This is a genomic window from Pseudonocardia humida (assembly GCF_023898865.1).
Lineage (GTDB): Bacteria > Actinomycetota > Actinomycetes > Mycobacteriales > Pseudonocardiaceae > Pseudonocardia > Pseudonocardia humida.
In genome coordinates this window covers 31104-47755 of the sequence record NZ_JAGSOV010000083.1, presented here as the reverse complement: position 1 = coordinate 47755, position 16652 = coordinate 31104, and the positions used below count along the sequence as shown (strand labels likewise).

Genomic DNA, 16652 nt, shown 5'->3' with positions numbered 1-16652 from the left:
CGGGCTGGCCGTGTCATTCCGCACAGTGACGAGTTCCCCGATTCGACTCGCTCAACCAGCGATCCGTCAGCTGTCGCCGCCGGGTCGCAACGACTCGTAGATCTTCTTGCAGTCCGGGCAGACCGGGGAGCCGGGCTTGGGCGAACGGGTGACGGGGAAGGTCTCGCCGCACAGGGCCGTGACCAGGTTGCCCAGCACGGCGCTCTCCGCGATCTTGTTCTTGCGGACGTAGTGGAACATCTTGGGCGTGTCGTCGCCGGTGGTGTCGGTGCCCTCGGGGCGGGTCTCGACATCGGGCAGCACCTGGGTGGCCATGAGCCCATGATGCCGCATCCGACGGAGCGGGTCAGCCACCGCTCGGACCGCCGCAGGTAGGGTCCGGGCGGAGCGGACGGCCCGAACGGGAGGCGAGTGGTGAGCGGTTCCCCGGGGGAGGGTCCCGTCCGCGTGTCCGCGGAGGTGGCACAGGCACTGTCCGGCGGGGTCGGCGTCGTCGCGCTGGAGAGCACGCTGCTCGCGCACGGCCTGCCCGCGCCGGGCAACCGCTACGCGGCCGACGACCTGGAGGAGGCGGTCCGCGCGCAGGGCGCGGTGCCCGCCACCGTCGCCGTGCTGGACGGCGTGCCGCGGGTCGGGCTGTCGGCCGACGAGCTCGACCGGGTCTGCTCCGGCGAGCTGCGCAAGCTCTCCGTCCGCGACCTCGGACCGGCCGTCGGGCTGCGCCGGGACGGCGCCACCACCGTGGCCGCCACGGCCGCGCTGGCCCGGCTGGCCGGCGTCGAGGTGTTCGCCACGGGCGGGCTCGGCGGGGTGCACCGCGGCGCCCGGGACAGCTGGGACGTCTCCGCCGACCTGGGCGCGCTGGCCCGCACGCCGGTGCTGGTGGTCTGCTCCGGGGTGAAGTCGATCCTCGACGTCGCGGCCACCCTGGAGGTGCTGGAGACCGGGTCGGTGCCGGTGCTGGGCTACCGCACCGACGCCTTCCCCGGCTTCTACCGGCGCGATTCCGGCCACCCCGTGCCCTGGCGGGTCGACGAGCCCGCGCAGGCCGCCGCGGCCTGGCGCGCGCACCGCGAGCTGGGCGCGCCGGCCGGTGCCGTGCTGGCCCAGCCGGTGCCCGCCGCCGACGAGCTCGACGCCGACCTGCACGACCGGCTCCTCGTGGAGGGCCTCGCCCTGCTGGCCGAGCGCGGGATCACCGGCAAGGACGTCACCCCGGCCCTGCTGGCGCACTTCCACGCCGGCAGCGGCGGGGCGAGCCTGCGCGCCAACCTGGCCCTGGTGCGGGCCAACGCCGAGCTGGCGGCGCGGGTCGCCGTCGCGGGGGCCCGCTGAGCATGTCCCGCGCACCCCGGGTCGTCGTGGTCGGCGACGTGGCGCTCGACGTGCTGGTCTCCCCCGGGCGCCCGGTGGTGCCCGGGGCCGACGTGCCGGCGGCGATCCGCACCGGCGCGGGCGGGGCCGGGGCCAACACGGCGGTCTGGCTGGCCCGCCTGGGCGCGGAGGTGACCATGGTCGGCCGGGTGGGCGACGACCCGGCCGGGCGCGCGGCGGCCCGCGACCTGGCCGACGCCGGGGTCCGCCCGGTGCTCGCCGTCGACGCCGGCGCGCCGACCTGCACCGTCGTCGTGCTCCTCGGCGACGGGGAGCGCACGATGCTCTCCGACCGCGGCGCCGCCGCCCGGCTCTCCCCCGACGACCTGCCCGACCTCGACGGCGTCGACCACCTGCACCTGTCGGGCTACGTGCTGCTCGACGAGTCGTCGCGGGCGGCCGGACGGGTGGCGCTGGCCGCCGCCGCGGAGCGCGGGCTGAGCCGCTCGGTCGACCCGCAGGCCGCGCCCGGGCTGACCGGGGAGTTCCGGCACTGGGTGCGCGGGGTCGACCTGCTGCTGCCCAACGCCGACGAGCTGGCCGCGCTGGGCCCCGACCCGCTGGTGCCCGGCGTTGGCGCGGTGGCCGCCACCCGCGGCGCGGCCGGGGCGACCTGGGAGGACGCGGACGGCGTGTGGGCGGTGCCCGCCCCCTCCGCCGAGGTGGTCGACCCGACCGGCGCCGGGGACGCGTTCGACGCGGGGCTGCTGGTGGCCTGGCTCACCGGCGCCGGGCCGATGGAGGCGCTGCGGGCCGGCTGCGGCGCGGGCGCGGCCGCCGTCGCCACCTTCGGAGCCCGCCCGCCCCCGTCCAGCACGGGGTTGCCGTGATCAACAGGGCCTGTTGGTCACGACGGTCGTCCTCGACGGTCAGCCGTCGATGACGGGGTGCTCCTTGGGCTCGATGGCGCGCCGGTCGGCCTGGTAGCGGTTGACCTTCTCGACCTTGCGGGGCAGCCGGTCGTTGGCGATCAGGACGGCCATCCACGGCAGCGGGATGGACAGCACCAGCAGGCTGACCGCCAGCCACGGGATCTGGTAGAAGACCGCGGCCAGCACCATCAGCGGGATCCGCATCCCCATCATGACCTTGTAGCGCTGCTTGCGGACCTTGAGGGACTCCTCGTAGGACAGCTCCGCGTCGGTGATCAGCACCGGTTGCGCCGCACGCTGCTGAGGGTCTGACATGGTGCTCCTCGCTGGCGCCCGGTGGGGCGCTGTCGTCGGCGGCATGCACCGCGATGGTCCGCGACCTGTGTCGGGCCACCCGACCGCCACGTCCAATCGTGCCACCGGCGTCGACCCGGCGCCTGCCCACCCCGTCGCACGGGACGTGCCCTGCGTCACTCCCCGTCGGGCGCGGTCCGATCAGTCCGGTTCGTCGTTCCCGGAGGCGTGCGCGTGCAGCGAGACCTCGCCGACGACGACCTCGGAGACCACGTCGAGCAGGCGCTGGGTCAGCTCGCCGGTCACGCGGTAGCGCACCAGCCTGCCCTGCCGGTGCGCGCTGACCATCCCGTGGGCGCGCAGCAGCCGCAGCGCGTGCGAGACCGCGCTGTCGCTCATCCCGACGGACAGGGCCAGGTCGGAGACGCAGAGATCACCCGCGTGGCGCAGGGCGAGCACGATGCTCAGGCGCTTGGTGTCGCCCAGCGCGTCGAGCAGGCCCGCGGTGCGGTCGATGCCGGTCGCGTCGGCCAGCACGGCCGTGGCGTCGCACACCTGGTCGGGGTCGATGACGCGCGCTCCGCGCAGCGCCGGGGGGACCTGGTGCACCCCGTCGACCCTAGCCCGGCCCCGGACGGGTCAGCCCTTGGCCGCCTTGGCCGCCGCCTTCGCCGCCTGCTTCGTCTCGCGGACCTTGGCCAGTGACTCCGGGTCGACGACGTCGGCGACCGACCGGAAGCCGCCCTCCTCGCCGTACGCGCCCGCGGCCTCGCGCCACCCGGGCGGCGTCACCCCGCGCTGCTTGCCCAGCAGCGCGGTGAAGATCTGCGCCTTCTGCATGCCGTAGCCGGGCAGCGCGACCAGCCGCGAGCGCAGGGTGGCGCCGTCGGGGACGTCGGCCCACAGCCGGGTGATGTCGCCGTCGTAGTGCTCGACGACCGCCGCGCACAGGGCCTGCACCCGCGCGGCCATGGCCTTGGGGTAGCGGTGCAGGGCCCGCGGCGTGGCGAAGATCGCGACCAGGGCCTCCGGGTCGTGCGCGGCGATCTCGGCGGCGTCGAGCCGGTCGCGGCCCAGCCGGGCGGCCAGCTCGGCCGGCGCCCAGAAGGCGTGCTCCATCGGCACCTGCTGGTCGAGCAGCATCCCGATCAGCAGGGCCAGCGGGTCGCGGTCGAGCAGCGCGTCGGCGTCGGCGTTCTGGCTCAGGCGGAGCGGCACGCCGAGCAGGTTAGCGCCCCGCGGCGCCCCGCGACGCGGGCTCCGGGAGGATCGGGGGGTGGATCCGCAGCTCTCCCCCGCCGTCGCCGACGCCCTGCGCACCGCGCTGGCCAAGGCCTCCTACTCCACCGACGGGGTGCGCGCGCTGCTCGGCGGCTCCGCGCACGCCGCGCTCGGCCGCGGGGAGGTCGAGCCCGCGCACCGCGCCACCCGCGACGCGGGCGAGCTGGGCGTGCTGGTCCGGATGCTGCTGCTGGGCTCGGTCGAGCCCGATGCCGCGGTGCGCGCGGCCCTCGCCCCGCTCGACCCGGCCGACGCCGCGGCCGCGGGGCTGCTGCGCCCGGCGGACCGCGGCGACGGGGACGGCTGGGAGGCCGTGCTCGACCTGCGCCCCTACGGCGACGAGGACGGCGACTGGTGGGTGCTGTCCGACCTCGACCGCCGCCGCCAGGAGCGCGACCACGTGACCGGCGTCGGGGCCGCGTCGCTGACCCTGGCCGCGGCCACGGCCCGGCGCCCCGCAGGCACCCTGCTCGACCTCGGCACCGGCTGCGGGGTGCAGGCGCTGCACGCCACCCGGCACGCGGCGGCCGTCACCGCCACGGACGTCGCGCCGCGGGCGCTGGCCATGGCCCGGGCCACGTTCGCGCTCAACGAGCTGGACGTCGAACTGCTCGGGGGACCGTGGCTGGAGCCGGTGGCCGGGCGGCGGTTCGACCGGATCGTGTCCAACCCGCCGTTCGTGCCCGGGCCGCCGCGCGTCGACTTCGTCTACCGCGACTCCGGCATGGGCGGCGACGACGCGCTGGCCATGCTGGTCCGCACCCTGCCCGACCACCTCGCCCCGGGCGGCGTCGCCCAGCTGCTGGGCTCCTGGCTGCACGTGCGCGGCGAGGACTGGCCCGACCGGCTGCGCTCATGGCTGCCCGACGGCGTCGACGCGTGGGTCGTGCAGCGCGAGGTCGCCGACCCGGCCCTGCACGTGGGCACCTGGCAGCGCGACGGCGGGCTGGACACCGCCTCGCCGCTGGCCAGGGAGCAGGCGGGGGTCTGGCTGGACTGGATGGCCGAGGAGCGGGTGGAGGCGGTCGGCTTCGGCCACCTGGTGCTGCGGCGCACCGACGGGCCGCCCACCGTCGTGTTCGAGGACCTGCACGGCGAGTTCGAGGACCCGCTGGGCCCCGAGGTCGACGGCTGGCTCGATCGGGTCGACTGGCTGCGCGCCCACGCCACCGACGACGCGCTGCTCGGCGCCCGGCTCGTCCTGGCGCCGTCGGTCGTGCTGGAGCGCTACGCCGAGTCGGGCACCGACGGCTGGAACGAGGTCGGCGCCGCCGTGGTCCGCATGGACGGGCCGCGCTGGCGCCACGAGGTCGACGAGCCCGCCGCCGCCCTGCTGGCCGGCTGCCAGGGCGCGCTCGCCCTCGACGAGCTCGTCGAGCTGCTGTCGTTCGCCCACGACCGCCCGGCCGACGAGCTGGTCGCCGCGACCCTGCCCGCCGTGCGCGAGTTCGTCCGCCACGGGCTGCTGCGCCCGGCCGGGCCGTGAGGGCGGTCGCGGCCCGGGTGCTGCGGGCCGCGGTCCGGGTGTCCGACGAGGTCGTCGGCGAGATCACCGACCCCGGGCTGCTGGTGCTGCTCGGGGTGCACCGCGACGACGACGGCACCGCGGCCGCCGCGATGGCCCGCAAGCTGCACGAGCTGCGGGTGCTGGCCGACGAGCGCTCCTGCGCCGAGACCGGGGCCCCGCTGCTGGTGGTCAGCCAGTTCACGCTCTACGGCGACACCCGCAAGGGCCGCAGGCCGTCGTGGTCGGCCGCGGCCCGACCGGAGCACGCGCAGCCGCTCGTCGAGGCGGTCGTGGCGCACCTGCGCGAGCGGGGGGCCGCGGTCGCGACCGGGGTGTTCGGGGCGAGCATGGCCGTCGAATCGGTCAACGACGGCCCGTTCACCGTGCTCGTGGAGACCTGACCGCCCGGCTCAGTCGTCGCCGACGAAGCTGCGGTAGACGCCGATCAGCGCGGTGCGCTGCTCCGGGGTCAGCCGGGGGTCGGCGCGGATGGCGTCCTCGGTGCCGGTCGGGGCGGGCGGCTCGGCGGCGCCCTTCCCCGCCTCGGACGCCCCGGTCGCCCACCCGGCCTGGCTGAGCAGCTGCTCGGTCGAGAGCTGCAGCGCCTCGGCGATGGACTGCAGCACCTTCAGCGACGGCTGGTGCAGCCCGCGCTCCACCTGCGACAGGTAGGCGTTGGAGACGCTGGTCATCGCGGCCATCTCGCGCAGCGACAGCCGGGCGAGCTGGCGCTGGCCGCGGATGAACTCGCCCAGCGGGTTCGTCCACGCCGACTTCGACCGGGTCCCGTCACCGTCCGCGCTCATGGCTCCATCATGCTGCCCCGGCCCGGGTGCTACGAGCGGGAGCCCCGTGAAGAGGGCCCGGACAGGGGTGCCCGTGTGACGGCGGTGAAGCCGGGTACCTACACCAGGACGAGCCTGAAAGGCCGCTGAGAGTGGTCGAGGGCACATCGCCGTGTTGGGAACGTTACGGCGTGACGGCGCGTTGGACGCACTGAGAACCCCGGCAGGAGGCACACCACGCCCGCCCGGGGTCGCGCAGGGGAGGAACTCAACCACATGACGACGTCACTCACCGCAGCGCGGGGCGGCCGTTCGACGGTGTCGACGGTCCCGGCACAGCGTACCGATCGCGACACCGTCGACGCCACCGAGGAGTCGATCGAGGAGATCATGCCGGAGTCCGGGCGCCCCGAGCTGTCCGCAGAGGACCTCGACGCCCAGAGCCCCGCGGCCGACCTGGTCCGCGTCTACCTGAACGGCATCGGCAAGACCGCCCTGCTCACCGCGGCCCAGGAGGTCGACCTGGCCCGCCGCATCGAGGCCGGTGTGTTCGCCCAGCACGTGCTCGACACCGCGGCCGCCGAGGGTCGCCAGCTCGACAAGCAGTACGCGTCGGACCTGCGCCACGTCGTCCGCGACGGCAGCCGCGCCCGCAACCACCTGCTGGAGGCCAACCTCCGGCTGGTCGTGTCGCTGGCCAAGCGCTACACCGGCCGCGGCATGCCGCTGCTCGACCTGATCCAGGAGGGCAACCTGGGTCTCATCCGCGCGGTGGAGAAGTTCGACTACGCCAAGGGCTTCAAGTTCTCCACCTACGCCACGTGGTGGATCCGCCAGGCCATCACCCGCGGCATGGCCGACCAGGCCCGCACGATCCGGCTGCCCGTGCACCTGGTCGAGCAGGTCAACAAGCTCGCCCGCATCCGCCGCGACCTGCACCAGCGCCTCGGCCGCGACGCGACCCACGCGGAGATGGCCACCGAGTCGGGCATCCCCGAGGAGAAGATCGCCGACCTCCTCGACCACGCGCGCGACCCGGTGAGCCTGGACATGCCGGTCGGCTCCGACGAGGAGGCGCCGCTGGGCGACTTCATCGAGGACGGCGAGTCGGCCGACGCCGAGACCACGGTCATCTCGCACCTGCTGCACGACGACCTGCGCCGCGTGCTCGCCACCCTGGAGGACCGCGAGCAGAACGTCATCCGCATGCGCTACGGCCTCGACGACGGCCAGCCCCGCACGCTCGACCAGATCGGGCGCCGCTTCGGGCTCTCCCGCGAGCGCGTGCGCCAGATCGAGCGCGAGGTCATGGCCAAGCTGCGCCTGGGCGAGCGGGCCGACCGGCTGCGGGCCTACGCCAGCTGACCGGCACGACGGCACGAACGATCTGTGGGGATCGTCGCTTCGGCGGCGGTCCCCGCCGCCGTCCTGGACACTACTGTGGCCGACATGACGGGTAGCGCGCCGCCCGGACCGGTTTCCCCCGCCGTGATGCGGGAGGTCCTGGGGCACTTCGTGTCGGGGATCGTGGTCGTCACCGCGATGAGCGACGGCGGACCGGCCGGCTTCACCTGTCAGTCCTTCGCCTCGCTCTCCCTCGACCCGCCGCTGATCACCTTCGCCCCCGCGCGCACGTCCACCACGTGGCCCCGGATCCGGCAGGCCGCCGCGTTCTGCGTCAACGTGCTGGCCGCCGACCACCAGGAGCTCAGCGTCGGGTTCGCCCGCTCGGGGGCCGACAAGTTCGCCGGTGTGCCCTGGCGGGCGGCGCCGTCGGGCTCGCCGATCCTGGAGGGCGTCAGCGCCTGGGTCGACTGCACCCTGTGGAACGAGTACGACGGCGGCGACCACACGATCGTCGTCGGCCGGGTGCACGACCTCGGGGCCGCCCCCGACCGCCCGCCGCTGCTCTACTACCGCGGCAACTACGGCGTCACCGGTCCCCCGCTCGGCTGAGCCTGCCCCGCACCCCGGTTCAGGAGAGCCACGCTGCTGCCCTCTGAGTTCAGCATCGTGGCTTTCCTGAACTCCGGGGTCGATCGGCCGCGGCCGCGCGGACGGCCGCGGCGCTGTCCGCGGTGAGGGCGCCGGCGGCGGCGAGCGCGGCCGCCCCGGCGTCCAGCTCGCGCACCACCTGCTTGGTCGCCGCGACCAGGGGCGGCACGACGCTCAGCTCCCGCACGCCCAGGCCCACCAGCAGCCGCGCCGCCACCTCCTCGCCCGCGGCCTCCCCGCACACCGCCACCAGCGCGCGGCCCTCCGCGGCCCGGCAGACCGCGTCGACCAGCCGCAGGACGCCCGGGTCGAGCGGGTCGGCCAGCGCGGCCACGGCCGGGTTGCCGCGCTCGGCGGCCAGCGCGTACTGGGTGAGGTCGTTGGTGCCGATGCTGAGGAAGTCGACGTGCGGCACGAACGCCGCCGCCTTGAGCGCCGCCGCCGGTACCTCGACCATGATCCCGACCTGCAGGCCGGCCGGCGCGCCGCGACCCTCCGCGGCGATGACCGCGTCCAGCTCGCGGCGGGCGGCCAGCAGCTCCTCGAGCGCCGCGACCATCGGGAACATCAGGCTGACCGGCGTCTCGTGGGCCACCCGGACCGCGGCCAGCAGCTGCTCGCGCAGCAGCGCGGGGTGCGGGCCGGCGAGCCGGATGCCGCGCACCCCGAGGAACGGGTTCGCCTCGCGCGGCAGCGGCAGGTAGGGCAGGGGCTTGTCGCCGCCGACGTCGAGGGTGCGCAGGGTGATCCGGCGGCCGTCGAGGGCCTCGGCCACGCCGCGGTAGGCGGCGACCTGCTCGTCGACGTCGGGGGCGCGGTCGCGGTCGAGGAACAGGAACTCGGTGCGCACCAGGCCGACGAGGTCGGCGCCGGCGGCGGCCTCGGCGTCGGCCCGCGAGCCGACGTTCACCCCGACCAGGACGTGCACGTCGTCGCGGGTGCGGGCGGGCTCACCGGCCCGCTCCCCGGCGGCCCGCTCGCGCCGGGCGCCGGCCGCGGCGCGCTCGCGCAGGGCCGTCAGCCGCTCGGGCGACGGGTCGACGACGAGCTCGCCGGTGGTGCCGTCGAGGGCGAGGGCGGTGCCGTCGGGGACGTCGAGCACGCCGGGCCCCGCGCCCATGACGGCCGGGACGCCGCGGGCGCGCAGCAGCAGCGCGGCGTGCGCGGTCGGGCTGCCACCGGCCAGCACCACCCCGGCGACCCGGGCCGGGTCGAGCCCGGCGGCCTGCGCCGGGGTCAGGTCGGCCGCGACCAGCACCACCCGCTCGCCGCCGTCCCCGCCGCCTCCCGGTTCAGGAAGGCCACCTTCCTGACCTCCCGGGGCGGCCAACAGGGCGCGCAGGACCTGCTCCCCGACCGCGCGGACGTCGGCGCCGCGCGCGGCGAGGTAGGGGTCGGGGAGCGCCTCCAGCGCCGTGGCGCCGCCCTCGACGGCGTCGGCCCAGGCCCGGGCGGCGGAGGCACCGGCGTCGACGGCGGTGCGGGTGCGCCCGGCGAGCTCGGGGTCCTCCAGCAGCAGCAGGTGGGCGTCGAAGATCGCGGCCTCGGTGGGGCCGAGGTCGCGGGCGGCGGCGTCGCGGGACGCGGTGATCGCGACGGCGACGTCGGCCAGCGCGCGGTCGAGGCGCGCGCGCTCGGTGCCGGGGTCGTCGGGCGGGTCGTCGGGCACCGTGACCGGTGGTGGCCCCAGCCCCCGCGCCGGACCGACGCCGATCCCGGGCGCCCCGGGCAGGACCCTCGGCGGCGCGTCGACCGGGGCCGGGGCGGGTGGGGCCGGGGTGGGCGCGGGGGCCTCGACCGGCTCGTCGAAGTGCCGCCCGGCCAGCTCCAGCACCGCGTCGACCGCGGCTCGCGCGCCGTCGCCGGTGGCCTCGATCTCGACCTCGTGCCCGGCCTCCGCGCCCACGACGGCGACCCGGGCCATGCTCCCCGCCGGCACCCACTGCGAGCCGGTGCTCCGGTTGCGCAGCCGCAGCTCGCAGTGGGTGGCGGCGGACAGCCTGCGGACCAGGGCCACCAGCCGGGCGGCGGGCCGGGCGTGCAGGCCGTGCGGGTTGGTGACGACGAAGACGGCCGCCGCGCGCTCCTGCGCCCGTCGCTCACCGGCACGGCGCTGCCCGGCCGCGGCCGCGTCGGAGGCGGCACCGGCCTCCAGGTCGGCGCCCGGCTCGGCGCCGGCGCCCCCGCCGGGGTGGCGCGGCGGGGGCACCGGCGGGGCCTCGACCCCACCCGGTTCGACCCCGTCCGGCTCGACCGCCAGTTGCGAGACCTTCGCCGCGAGCGCCCCGGTCGCTTCCGCGGCCACCTCGGCCCGGCCCACCCCACCCGCGGCCGCCACGGCCGCCACCACCAGCCCTTCGACCAGGGGCGCGGGGCACAGCAGCACCCGGTCGCGCTGGTCGGGGTCCTCCAGCAGGTCCAGCGCCAGCTCCGCGGACAGCACCGCGCTGCCCAGGTCCATCAGCACCACGACCCCGGACCCGCGGTCGGCGGCGGCGATCGCGGCCGCGATCGCCACCGCGTCGGTGCCGAAGGCGGGGCCGTCCGGGCCGTCGATCCCCGCGGCGACCTCGATGAGCAGCCCGGCCGGGGCCATCTCGCGGGCCAGCGCCACCGCGGCGGCGGCCAGCGGCCTGCTGTGCGAGACGACGACCAGACCGACCGGCGAGCTCACCACCCGGTGATCATCCCAGGGTGCGCGCCGCCGCGCCCAGCAGCAGTGCCGCGGAGGTGGCGCCCGGGTCCTGGTGGCCGACGCTGCGCTCGCCCAGGTAGCTCGCGCGGCCCTTGCGCGCCTGCAGCGGGATCGTCGCGTCGCGCCCCCGGTCGGCGGCATCGGACGCCGCCCGCAGCGCGGCGCCGACCTCGTCGCCCGCGGCGTCGTAGGCGTCGACGGCGGGGGCGAGCGCGTCGTACATGGTCTTGTCGCCCAGCTCGGACTTGCCGCGGGCCACGATCCCGCCGACGCCCGCCCGCAGCGCCGCGCCGAGCGCGGCGGTGTCCAGCGACTCGACCTCGCCCGCGGCCGTGCCCATGCGCAGGAAGAACGTGCCGTAGAGCGGACCGCTCGCCCCGCCGACCGTGCTGACCAGCGTCATCCCGGTGCGCTTGAGCAGCGCGCCCGCCGTGGCCGGCCGCTCGGAGTCGAGCGCGGCCAGCACCGCCTTCATGCCGCGGGCGAGGTTGGAGCCGTGGTCGGCGTCGCCGATGGCCGAGTCGAGCCGGGTGAGCTCCTCCTGGTGCTCGGCGACGTCGCCGGCGAACGCGTCGATCCACCGGCGCAGCGCGGCCACGTCGACCGCCCCTTCGGTCGGCACCGCGCTCACCGCCCCCAGCGCAGGCCCGGGGTGCTCACCGGGGCGTCCCACAGCCGCAGCAGCTCGTCGTCGAGCTTGAGCACGGTGACCGAGCAGCCGGCCATCTCCAGGCTGGTGATGTAGGGCCCGACCAGCGAGCGGACCACCGTCACCCCGGCCTTCTGCAGGATCTTCGCGACCTCGTTGTACATCAGGTACAGCTCGAGCATGGGCGTGCCGCCCATGCCGTTGAGGAACACCAGGGCACCGTCGCCGCCGGTGAAGTCCAGGTCGGACAGCACCGGCTCGACCAGCATCTCGGCGACCTCGCGGGCCGGGGCCAGCGGTACCCGCCTGCGGCCCGGCTCGCCGTGGATGCCGATGCCGATCTCCATCTCGCCCTCGGGCAGGTCGAACGTGGGCTGCCCGGCCGCGGGCACGGTGCACGAGGTCAGCGCCATGCCCATGCTGCGCCCGGCGGCGTTGACGCGGCGGGCGACGTCGGCCACGGCGGCCAGGTCGCGGCCCTCGTCGGCGGCCGCGCCGGTGATCTTCTCCAGCAGCACCGTCGTGCCGACGCCGCGCCGACCCGCGGTGTAGAGGCTGTCCTGCACGGCGACGTCGTCGTCGACGACGACCGAGGCCACCTCGACACCCGTGTCGGCGGTCACCAGTTCGGCGGCCATCTCGAAGTTCATGACGTCGCCGGTGTAGTTCTTGACGATGTGCAGCACGCCCGCCCCGCCGTCGGCCAGCCGCGTGGCCGCGACGACCTGGTCGGGCACCGGGGAGGTGAAGACCTCGCCCGCGCAGGCCGCGTCGAGCATCCCCGGGCCGACGAACCCGCCGTGCAGCGGCTCGTGACCGGACCCGCCGCCGGAGATCAGCCCGACCTTGCCGCGGACCGGCGCGTCGGCCCGGTAGACGATCTTGTTCTGGTGGTCGACACCGAGATCGGGGTGGGCGGCGGCGATCCCCAGCAGCGCCTCGGACACCACGTCGGCGGGATCGTTGATCAGCTTCTTCACGGCGGCCCCTCGTCGGACTATCGCGATCGTTTGCGAACCGTAAGGCACGACGACCTGCCCGGAAGGACCTTCGATGAACCCCCTGCCCACCCGGATCGGAATCGGCCTGGCCGCGGTGGCCCGACCCGCCTACATCACCTCGGGCCGGGGCGCCGATCTCGGGGACCAGCGCTCGGTCGACGACCTGCGCGGGCGGACGTGGCGCGTGCTCGACGCGGCGTACGCCGCCGGTGTGCGCTACGTCGACGTCGCGCGGTCCTACGGGCGGGCCGAGGAGTTCCTGGCCGGGTGGCTGTCCGCGCGCCCGGACGCGACGGACGTGCGGATCGGCTCGAAGTGGGGCTACCGCTACGTCGGCGAGTGGCACGTCGACGCCGATGTGCACGAGGTCAAGGACCACTCGGTCGAGGCGTTCACCGAGCAGGTCGCGCAGAGCCTGGCGCTGCTGGGCGAGCGCCTGGAGCGCTACCACATCCACTCGGCCACGCCCGAGACCGGGGTGCTCGACGACCCCGCCGTGCTGCGGGCGCTGGCGGGACTGCGCGAACGCGGCGTCCGCGTGGGCCTGTCCACCTCCGGACCGGCGCAGGCGGCGACCGTGCGGCAGGCGATCGGCATCGACGTCGACGGCCTCCCGCTGTTCACCTCGGTCCAGTCGACGTGGAACGTGCTGGAGACCTCCGCGGGGCCCGCGCTGGCCGCGGCGGCCGCGGCGGGCGCCGAGGTGATCGTCAAGGAGCCGGTGGCGAACGGTCGGCTCGCCCCCGGCGGCGCCGCCCCCGACGACCACCGCGCCGCCCGGGTCGCGGCGCTGGCCGCCGGCCTCGGCGTGCCGGTGGACCAGCTGGCCATCGCCGCCGCGCTCGCCCAGCCCTGGGCCTGGTGCGTGCTGTCGGGCGGGGTCGACCCGGCCCAGGTGCTCAGCAACGCCTCCGCGACCGCCCTGGCCGTCCCCGTCGACGTCCTCGGCGAGCTCGAGGACCTCGCCGAGGCCCCGCGGGACTACTGGGCGGCCCGCTCAGCCCGCGCCTGGCACTGACCCGTCGAGAACGAACCTGTTGTCGTGTGGACCGGTCCAGAACGACGACGAGTTCGTTCTCGACGGCATTGGGGGGCGGCCGCGCGTCAGGTCCGCTTCGCCCGGGCCGCCATCAGGCCCAGGGTGAGCAGGAGCCGGTCGCGCGGGTTGCTGATCGAGCGGCCGGTCGCGGACTCGATCCGGCGCATCCGGTAGATCACCGTGTTGCGGTGGCAGAACAGCGCGGTGGCCGCGTGCGTGGGTGACCCGCCGCAGGCCAGCAGCTCCTCCAGGGTCCCCAGCAGGGTGTCGCGGTCGGCCGGGGGCAGGCTCATCAGGCCGCCGAGGGCGGTGCCGACCAGGCGCGGCAGCAGCTCGGGGCTGTCGACCAGCAGCGCCTCGGGGAGGCGGTCGTCGAGCACGGCCAGGCCGGGGCCGCTCAGCGTGCGGGCCGCGGTCTGGGCCATCCGGTAGCCGGCGTCGACCGAGCCGAGGCCGTCGATCACCGGCGAGACCCCGGCCCGCCCGATCACGCACGGGCGCAGGGCGTCCAGCGCGACCTTCGCCGGCCGCGAGCCCAGCACGATCACCCCCACCTCGTCGCGGGGGCGCACGAACCACACCGACAGCATGTCCTGCAGGGCCATGGCCTCCTGGGGCGAGCGCAGCGGGTACTCCCCCGCGGTCTCCATCGGGGCCACGACGCACAGCAGCGGCCCGTCCTCGGGCAGCCCCAGCACGGTGGCCGCGTTGCGCAGGAACGTCGGGTCGCTGCCGCGGCCCTCGATCAGCGCGTCGAGCATCGCGTGCCGGCGGCTCAGGTCGTGGCTGTGCAGCCGCAGCTCCTCCATCCGGTACGCCTCGACCAGCGCCGAGGCGCTGTTGTCGCTCACCCGCCAGACGTAGGCGGCGGCGTCGAGGAGCGGCTCGTCGTAGGCGCCGTTGAAGCGCCCCCGCGAGGTCTCCAGCAGGGCCTCCCACATCACCCGCCCGCCGAGCCGGTAGGCGCGCAGCACCGACTCCAGCGGCACGCCCTGGCGGGCCCGGCGGCGACCGGTCTGGCGCGAGGTGTCCTCCGGCTCGACGCCCTCCGGCACCCGGTGGGCCAGCACCTGCACGCCGCGTTCGAGGTTGATGCGGCACGCCGCGCGGAGGTCCTCGACCAGGTCCATGTCGGAGTAGACGGACTCGCGCTGCAGCGCCATCACGGTGAGCCGGTCGGCGAGCGCGTCGACGTCCTCGAGCAGCGCCGCCCCCAGCACGAGCAGTGCCTCGTGGGCCTGCGGCGGCAGTGCTCGAGGGAGGGGCGGGCGGTCTGCGCCGACTCGTCCGCCACTGCGCGTAGGCGTAGCCACGGGCAGCACTGTGCAGCACGACGCACAGCGCCGTCCACAAGCTGGGGCGCTGCGCCCAGGTCGGGGTGGGGCATCTTGGGCGCCGCGCCCATGGCGGCGGCTGGGCGTTCCGCCCAAAGTAGTGCCGCACCCGCGCCGGACGCGGTGCTCGGACCGACGATGGAGTTGCGACCCGTGACCGTGCCCCTCGGCAAGGCGACCGATGCCGACGCCACCACCGACGACCAGGCGGCCGTGTTCGGTGTCGCCGGCGTCAGCGTGCGGTTCGGTGGTCTCGTCGCCCTCGACGATGTGTCGTTCTCGGTCGGCCCCGGGGAGGTGCGCGGGGTCATCGGGCCCAACGGAGCCGGCAAGACGACGCTGTTCAACGTCTGCTGCGGCTTCGTCCGCCCCGACACCGGCACTGTACTCCGCCACGGACGACCGGTGCGCGGGCTCCGCCCGCACCGGCTGGCCGGGATGGGCATCGCCCGCACCCTGCAGGGCGTGGGGCTGTTCGCCGGGCTCACCGTGCTGGAGAACGTGATGGTCGGCGCGGAACGGCACGCCCGCGCCGGGTTCGCCTCGACGCTGTTCGCGCTCCCGCGCTCCGACCGCGACGAGCGCGCGCTGCGCGAGCGGGCCGTCGAGGCGCTGGTCGAGTTGGGCGTCGAGTCCTACGCCGCGCGCCTGCCCGGCAGCCTGCCCTACCCCGTGCAGAAGCGGGTGTCGTTGGCCAGGGCCCTGGCCGGGGCGCCCGACCTGCTGCTGCTCGACGAGCCGGCCAGCGGGCTGGGCGCCGACGAGATGACCGAGCTCGGCGAGCTGATCCGGTCGCTGACCGCGCGCATGTCGGTGGTGCTCGTCGAGCACCACATGGACCTGGTGATGAGCGTCTGCGACCGGATCACGGTGCTCGACTTCGGCAAGGTCGTCGCCGACGGCACGCCCGACGAGGTCCGCGACGACCCCGCCGTGATCGACGCCTACCTGGGCGAGGAGGCGACGCACCGATGAGCGAGCTCGCGAGCGAATCATCGGCGCAGTGCCTGCGCGAAGCGCCGACCGAGCGCAGCGAGGGAGAGCGATGAGCACCAGTTCGGACACCCGCCCCGCGGACGCCCGGACGACCGGGCTCGAGGTCGTCGGACTGAGCGCCAGCTACGGGCCGGTCACCGCGCTCGACGGGGTCGACGTCAGCGCCGAGCCCGGCCGGATCACCGCGGTGCTCGGCGCGAACGGCGCAGGCAAGACGACGCTGCTGCGCACGATCTCCGGGCTCGTCCGCCCCACGGCGGGCAAGGTGCTGCTCGGCGGCCGCGACGTGACCCGCGCCCCGGCCGAGATGATCGCCCGGGCCGGGGTGGCGCACGTGCCGGAGGGCCGCGGCGTCATCACCGAGCTGACCGTCGAGGAGAACCTGCGCCTCGGCGCGCTGCTGGGCAGCTCGCGCAAGCGCACCCGCCAGCAGCTCGACGACATCTACACGATGTTCCCGCCGCTGGCCGAGCGCCGCGGCCGCCACGCGCACACGCTCTCCGGCGGCGAGCGGCAGATGCTGGTGATCGGGCGGGCGCTGCTGTCCGGCCCAGACGTGCTGCTGCTCGACGAGCCCTCGCTCGGGCTCGCCCCGCGGATCGTGGCGCAGATCTTCGGCCTGCTCCGCGAGCTGGTGGACGACACCGCGGGCGAGCGGCTGAGCGTGCTGCTGGTCGAGCAGAACGCGCGCAGCGCGCTGTCCATCGCCGACGTCGGCGTCGTGCTCAACCTCGGCCGGGTGGTGGCGGTCGACAGCGCCGCCGCGCTGGCCGCCGACGACGGCCTCCGCCACGCCTACCTGGGTTTCTAGCAGGGCTTCCGAGCAGGGG

At 75.9% G+C, this 16652-nt stretch carries 18 protein-coding genes; 9 read left to right on the top strand and 9 right to left on the bottom strand.

All coding sequences use genetic code 11. The features are described from left to right. Positions 1-66: 66 nt before the first annotated feature. The gene (locus KDL28_RS36170) at positions 67-315 is read right to left on the bottom strand and encodes a DUF3039 domain-containing protein (RefSeq protein ID WP_252445971.1); all 249 of its coding nucleotides are present in this window, start codon (positions 313-315) and stop codon (positions 67-69) included. Between the two features lie 132 nt (positions 316-447). Here KDL28_RS36170 and KDL28_RS36165 point away from each other — a divergent pair, with 132 nt between their 5' ends. Further along, a complete protein-coding gene (locus KDL28_RS36165) occupies positions 448-1335 on the top strand; it encodes a pseudouridine-5'-phosphate glycosidase (RefSeq protein WP_252445970.1) in 888 nt (295 codons plus the stop codon). A 2-nt stretch (positions 1336-1337) separates the two neighbouring features. Continuing rightward, positions 1338-2204 (top strand): carbohydrate kinase family protein, encoded by an 867-nt coding sequence (locus KDL28_RS36160; RefSeq protein WP_252445968.1) that lies wholly within the window; start codon positions 1338-1340, stop codon positions 2202-2204. 39 nt (positions 2205-2243) lie between these two features. Here KDL28_RS36160 and KDL28_RS36155 read toward each other — a convergent pair whose 3' ends face one another. The 3 genes from KDL28_RS36155 to KDL28_RS36145 form a co-directional block, all read right to left on the bottom strand. Next, the gene (locus KDL28_RS36155; protein ID WP_252445967.1) at positions 2244-2561 is read right to left on the bottom strand and encodes a DUF3099 domain-containing protein; all 318 of its coding nucleotides are present in this window, start codon (positions 2559-2561) and stop codon (positions 2244-2246) included. A 180-nt stretch (positions 2562-2741) separates the two neighbouring features. Beyond that, a complete protein-coding gene (locus KDL28_RS36150; protein ID WP_252445966.1) occupies positions 2742-3149 on the bottom strand; it encodes an ArsR/SmtB family transcription factor in 408 nt (135 codons plus the stop codon). A 30-nt stretch (positions 3150-3179) separates the two neighbouring features. Next, a complete protein-coding gene (locus KDL28_RS36145; RefSeq protein WP_252445965.1) occupies positions 3180-3758 on the bottom strand; it encodes an HhH-GPD-type base excision DNA repair protein in 579 nt (192 codons plus the stop codon). Between the two features lie 58 nt (positions 3759-3816). Here KDL28_RS36145 and KDL28_RS36140 point away from each other — a divergent pair, with 58 nt between their 5' ends. Both KDL28_RS36140 and dtd read left to right on the top strand, forming a co-directional pair. After that, entirely contained in the window at positions 3817-5307 is a 1491-nt protein-coding gene (locus KDL28_RS36140) for a DUF7782 domain-containing protein (RefSeq protein ID WP_252445964.1), read from the top strand. Beyond that, positions 5304-5729 carry a D-aminoacyl-tRNA deacylase gene (gene dtd / locus KDL28_RS36135; protein ID WP_252445963.1) on the top strand — a complete coding sequence of 142 codons (426 nt, stop codon included), beginning with the start codon at positions 5304-5306 and terminating at the stop codon, positions 5727-5729. Before KDL28_RS36140 ends, dtd begins: the two co-directional genes overlap by 4 nt. 9 nt (positions 5730-5738) lie before the next feature. On the opposite strand, the gene KDL28_RS36130 is transcribed toward dtd, so the two are convergent. Further along, positions 5739-6134, bottom strand: coding sequence for a helix-turn-helix domain-containing protein (locus KDL28_RS36130; protein ID WP_252445962.1), 396 nt, complete (start codon positions 6132-6134; stop codon positions 5739-5741). 255 nt (positions 6135-6389) lie between these two features. On the opposite strand from KDL28_RS36130, the gene KDL28_RS36125 reads away from it, so the two are divergent. Continuing rightward, positions 6390-7478 (top strand): sigma-70 family RNA polymerase sigma factor, encoded by a 1089-nt coding sequence (locus KDL28_RS36125; protein WP_443698381.1) that lies wholly within the window; start codon positions 6390-6392, stop codon positions 7476-7478. Positions 7479-7562: 84 nt separating this feature from the next. After that, positions 7563-8069 (top strand): flavin reductase family protein, encoded by a 507-nt coding sequence (locus tag KDL28_RS36120; RefSeq protein ID WP_252445961.1) that lies wholly within the window; start codon positions 7563-7565, stop codon positions 8067-8069. Positions 8070-8118: 49 nt separating this feature from the next. Here the strand turns inward: KDL28_RS36120 and ptsP are convergent, their stop codons facing one another. From ptsP to dhaK, 3 genes are read right to left on the bottom strand one after another with little or no spacing between them, the layout of a single operon-like run. Then, positions 8119-10785 (bottom strand): phosphoenolpyruvate--protein phosphotransferase, encoded by a 2667-nt coding sequence (gene ptsP / locus KDL28_RS36115; protein WP_252445960.1) that lies wholly within the window; start codon positions 10783-10785, stop codon positions 8119-8121. A gap of 7 nt (positions 10786-10792) precedes the next feature. Beyond that, on the bottom strand, positions 10793-11425 hold the full coding sequence (gene dhaL, locus KDL28_RS36110; protein WP_372497168.1) for a dihydroxyacetone kinase subunit DhaL: 633 nt from the start codon (positions 11423-11425) through the stop codon (positions 10793-10795). A 5-nt stretch (positions 11426-11430) separates the two neighbouring features. After that, positions 11431-12432 carry a dihydroxyacetone kinase subunit DhaK gene (gene dhaK, locus KDL28_RS36105; RefSeq protein WP_252445958.1) on the bottom strand — a complete coding sequence of 334 codons (1002 nt, stop codon included), beginning with the start codon at positions 12430-12432 and terminating at the stop codon, positions 11431-11433. A 73-nt stretch (positions 12433-12505) separates the two neighbouring features. Between dhaK and KDL28_RS36100 the strand changes: the two genes are divergently transcribed. Then, complete coding sequence (locus tag KDL28_RS36100; RefSeq protein ID WP_252445957.1) at positions 12506-13471, top strand: aldo/keto reductase; 966 nt, start codon at positions 12506-12508, stop codon at positions 13469-13471. An 86-nt stretch (positions 13472-13557) separates the two neighbouring features. Here the strand turns inward: KDL28_RS36100 and KDL28_RS36095 are convergent, their stop codons facing one another. Beyond that, the gene (locus KDL28_RS36095) at positions 13558-14712 is read right to left on the bottom strand and encodes a PucR family transcriptional regulator (protein WP_252445956.1); all 1155 of its coding nucleotides are present in this window, start codon (positions 14710-14712) and stop codon (positions 13558-13560) included. Positions 14713-15039: 327 nt separating this feature from the next. Between KDL28_RS36095 and KDL28_RS36090 the strand changes: the two genes are divergently transcribed. Further along, positions 15040-15801 carry an ABC transporter ATP-binding protein gene (locus KDL28_RS36090; protein ID WP_252445993.1) on the top strand — a complete coding sequence of 254 codons (762 nt, stop codon included), beginning with the start codon at positions 15040-15042 and terminating at the stop codon, positions 15799-15801. Positions 15802-15871: 70 nt separating this feature from the next. Beyond that, positions 15872-16633: an ABC transporter ATP-binding protein gene (locus tag KDL28_RS36085; protein ID WP_252445955.1), complete on the top strand. Its 762-nt coding sequence runs from the start codon at positions 15872-15874 to the stop codon at positions 16631-16633. Positions 16634-16652: the final 19 nt, after the last annotated feature.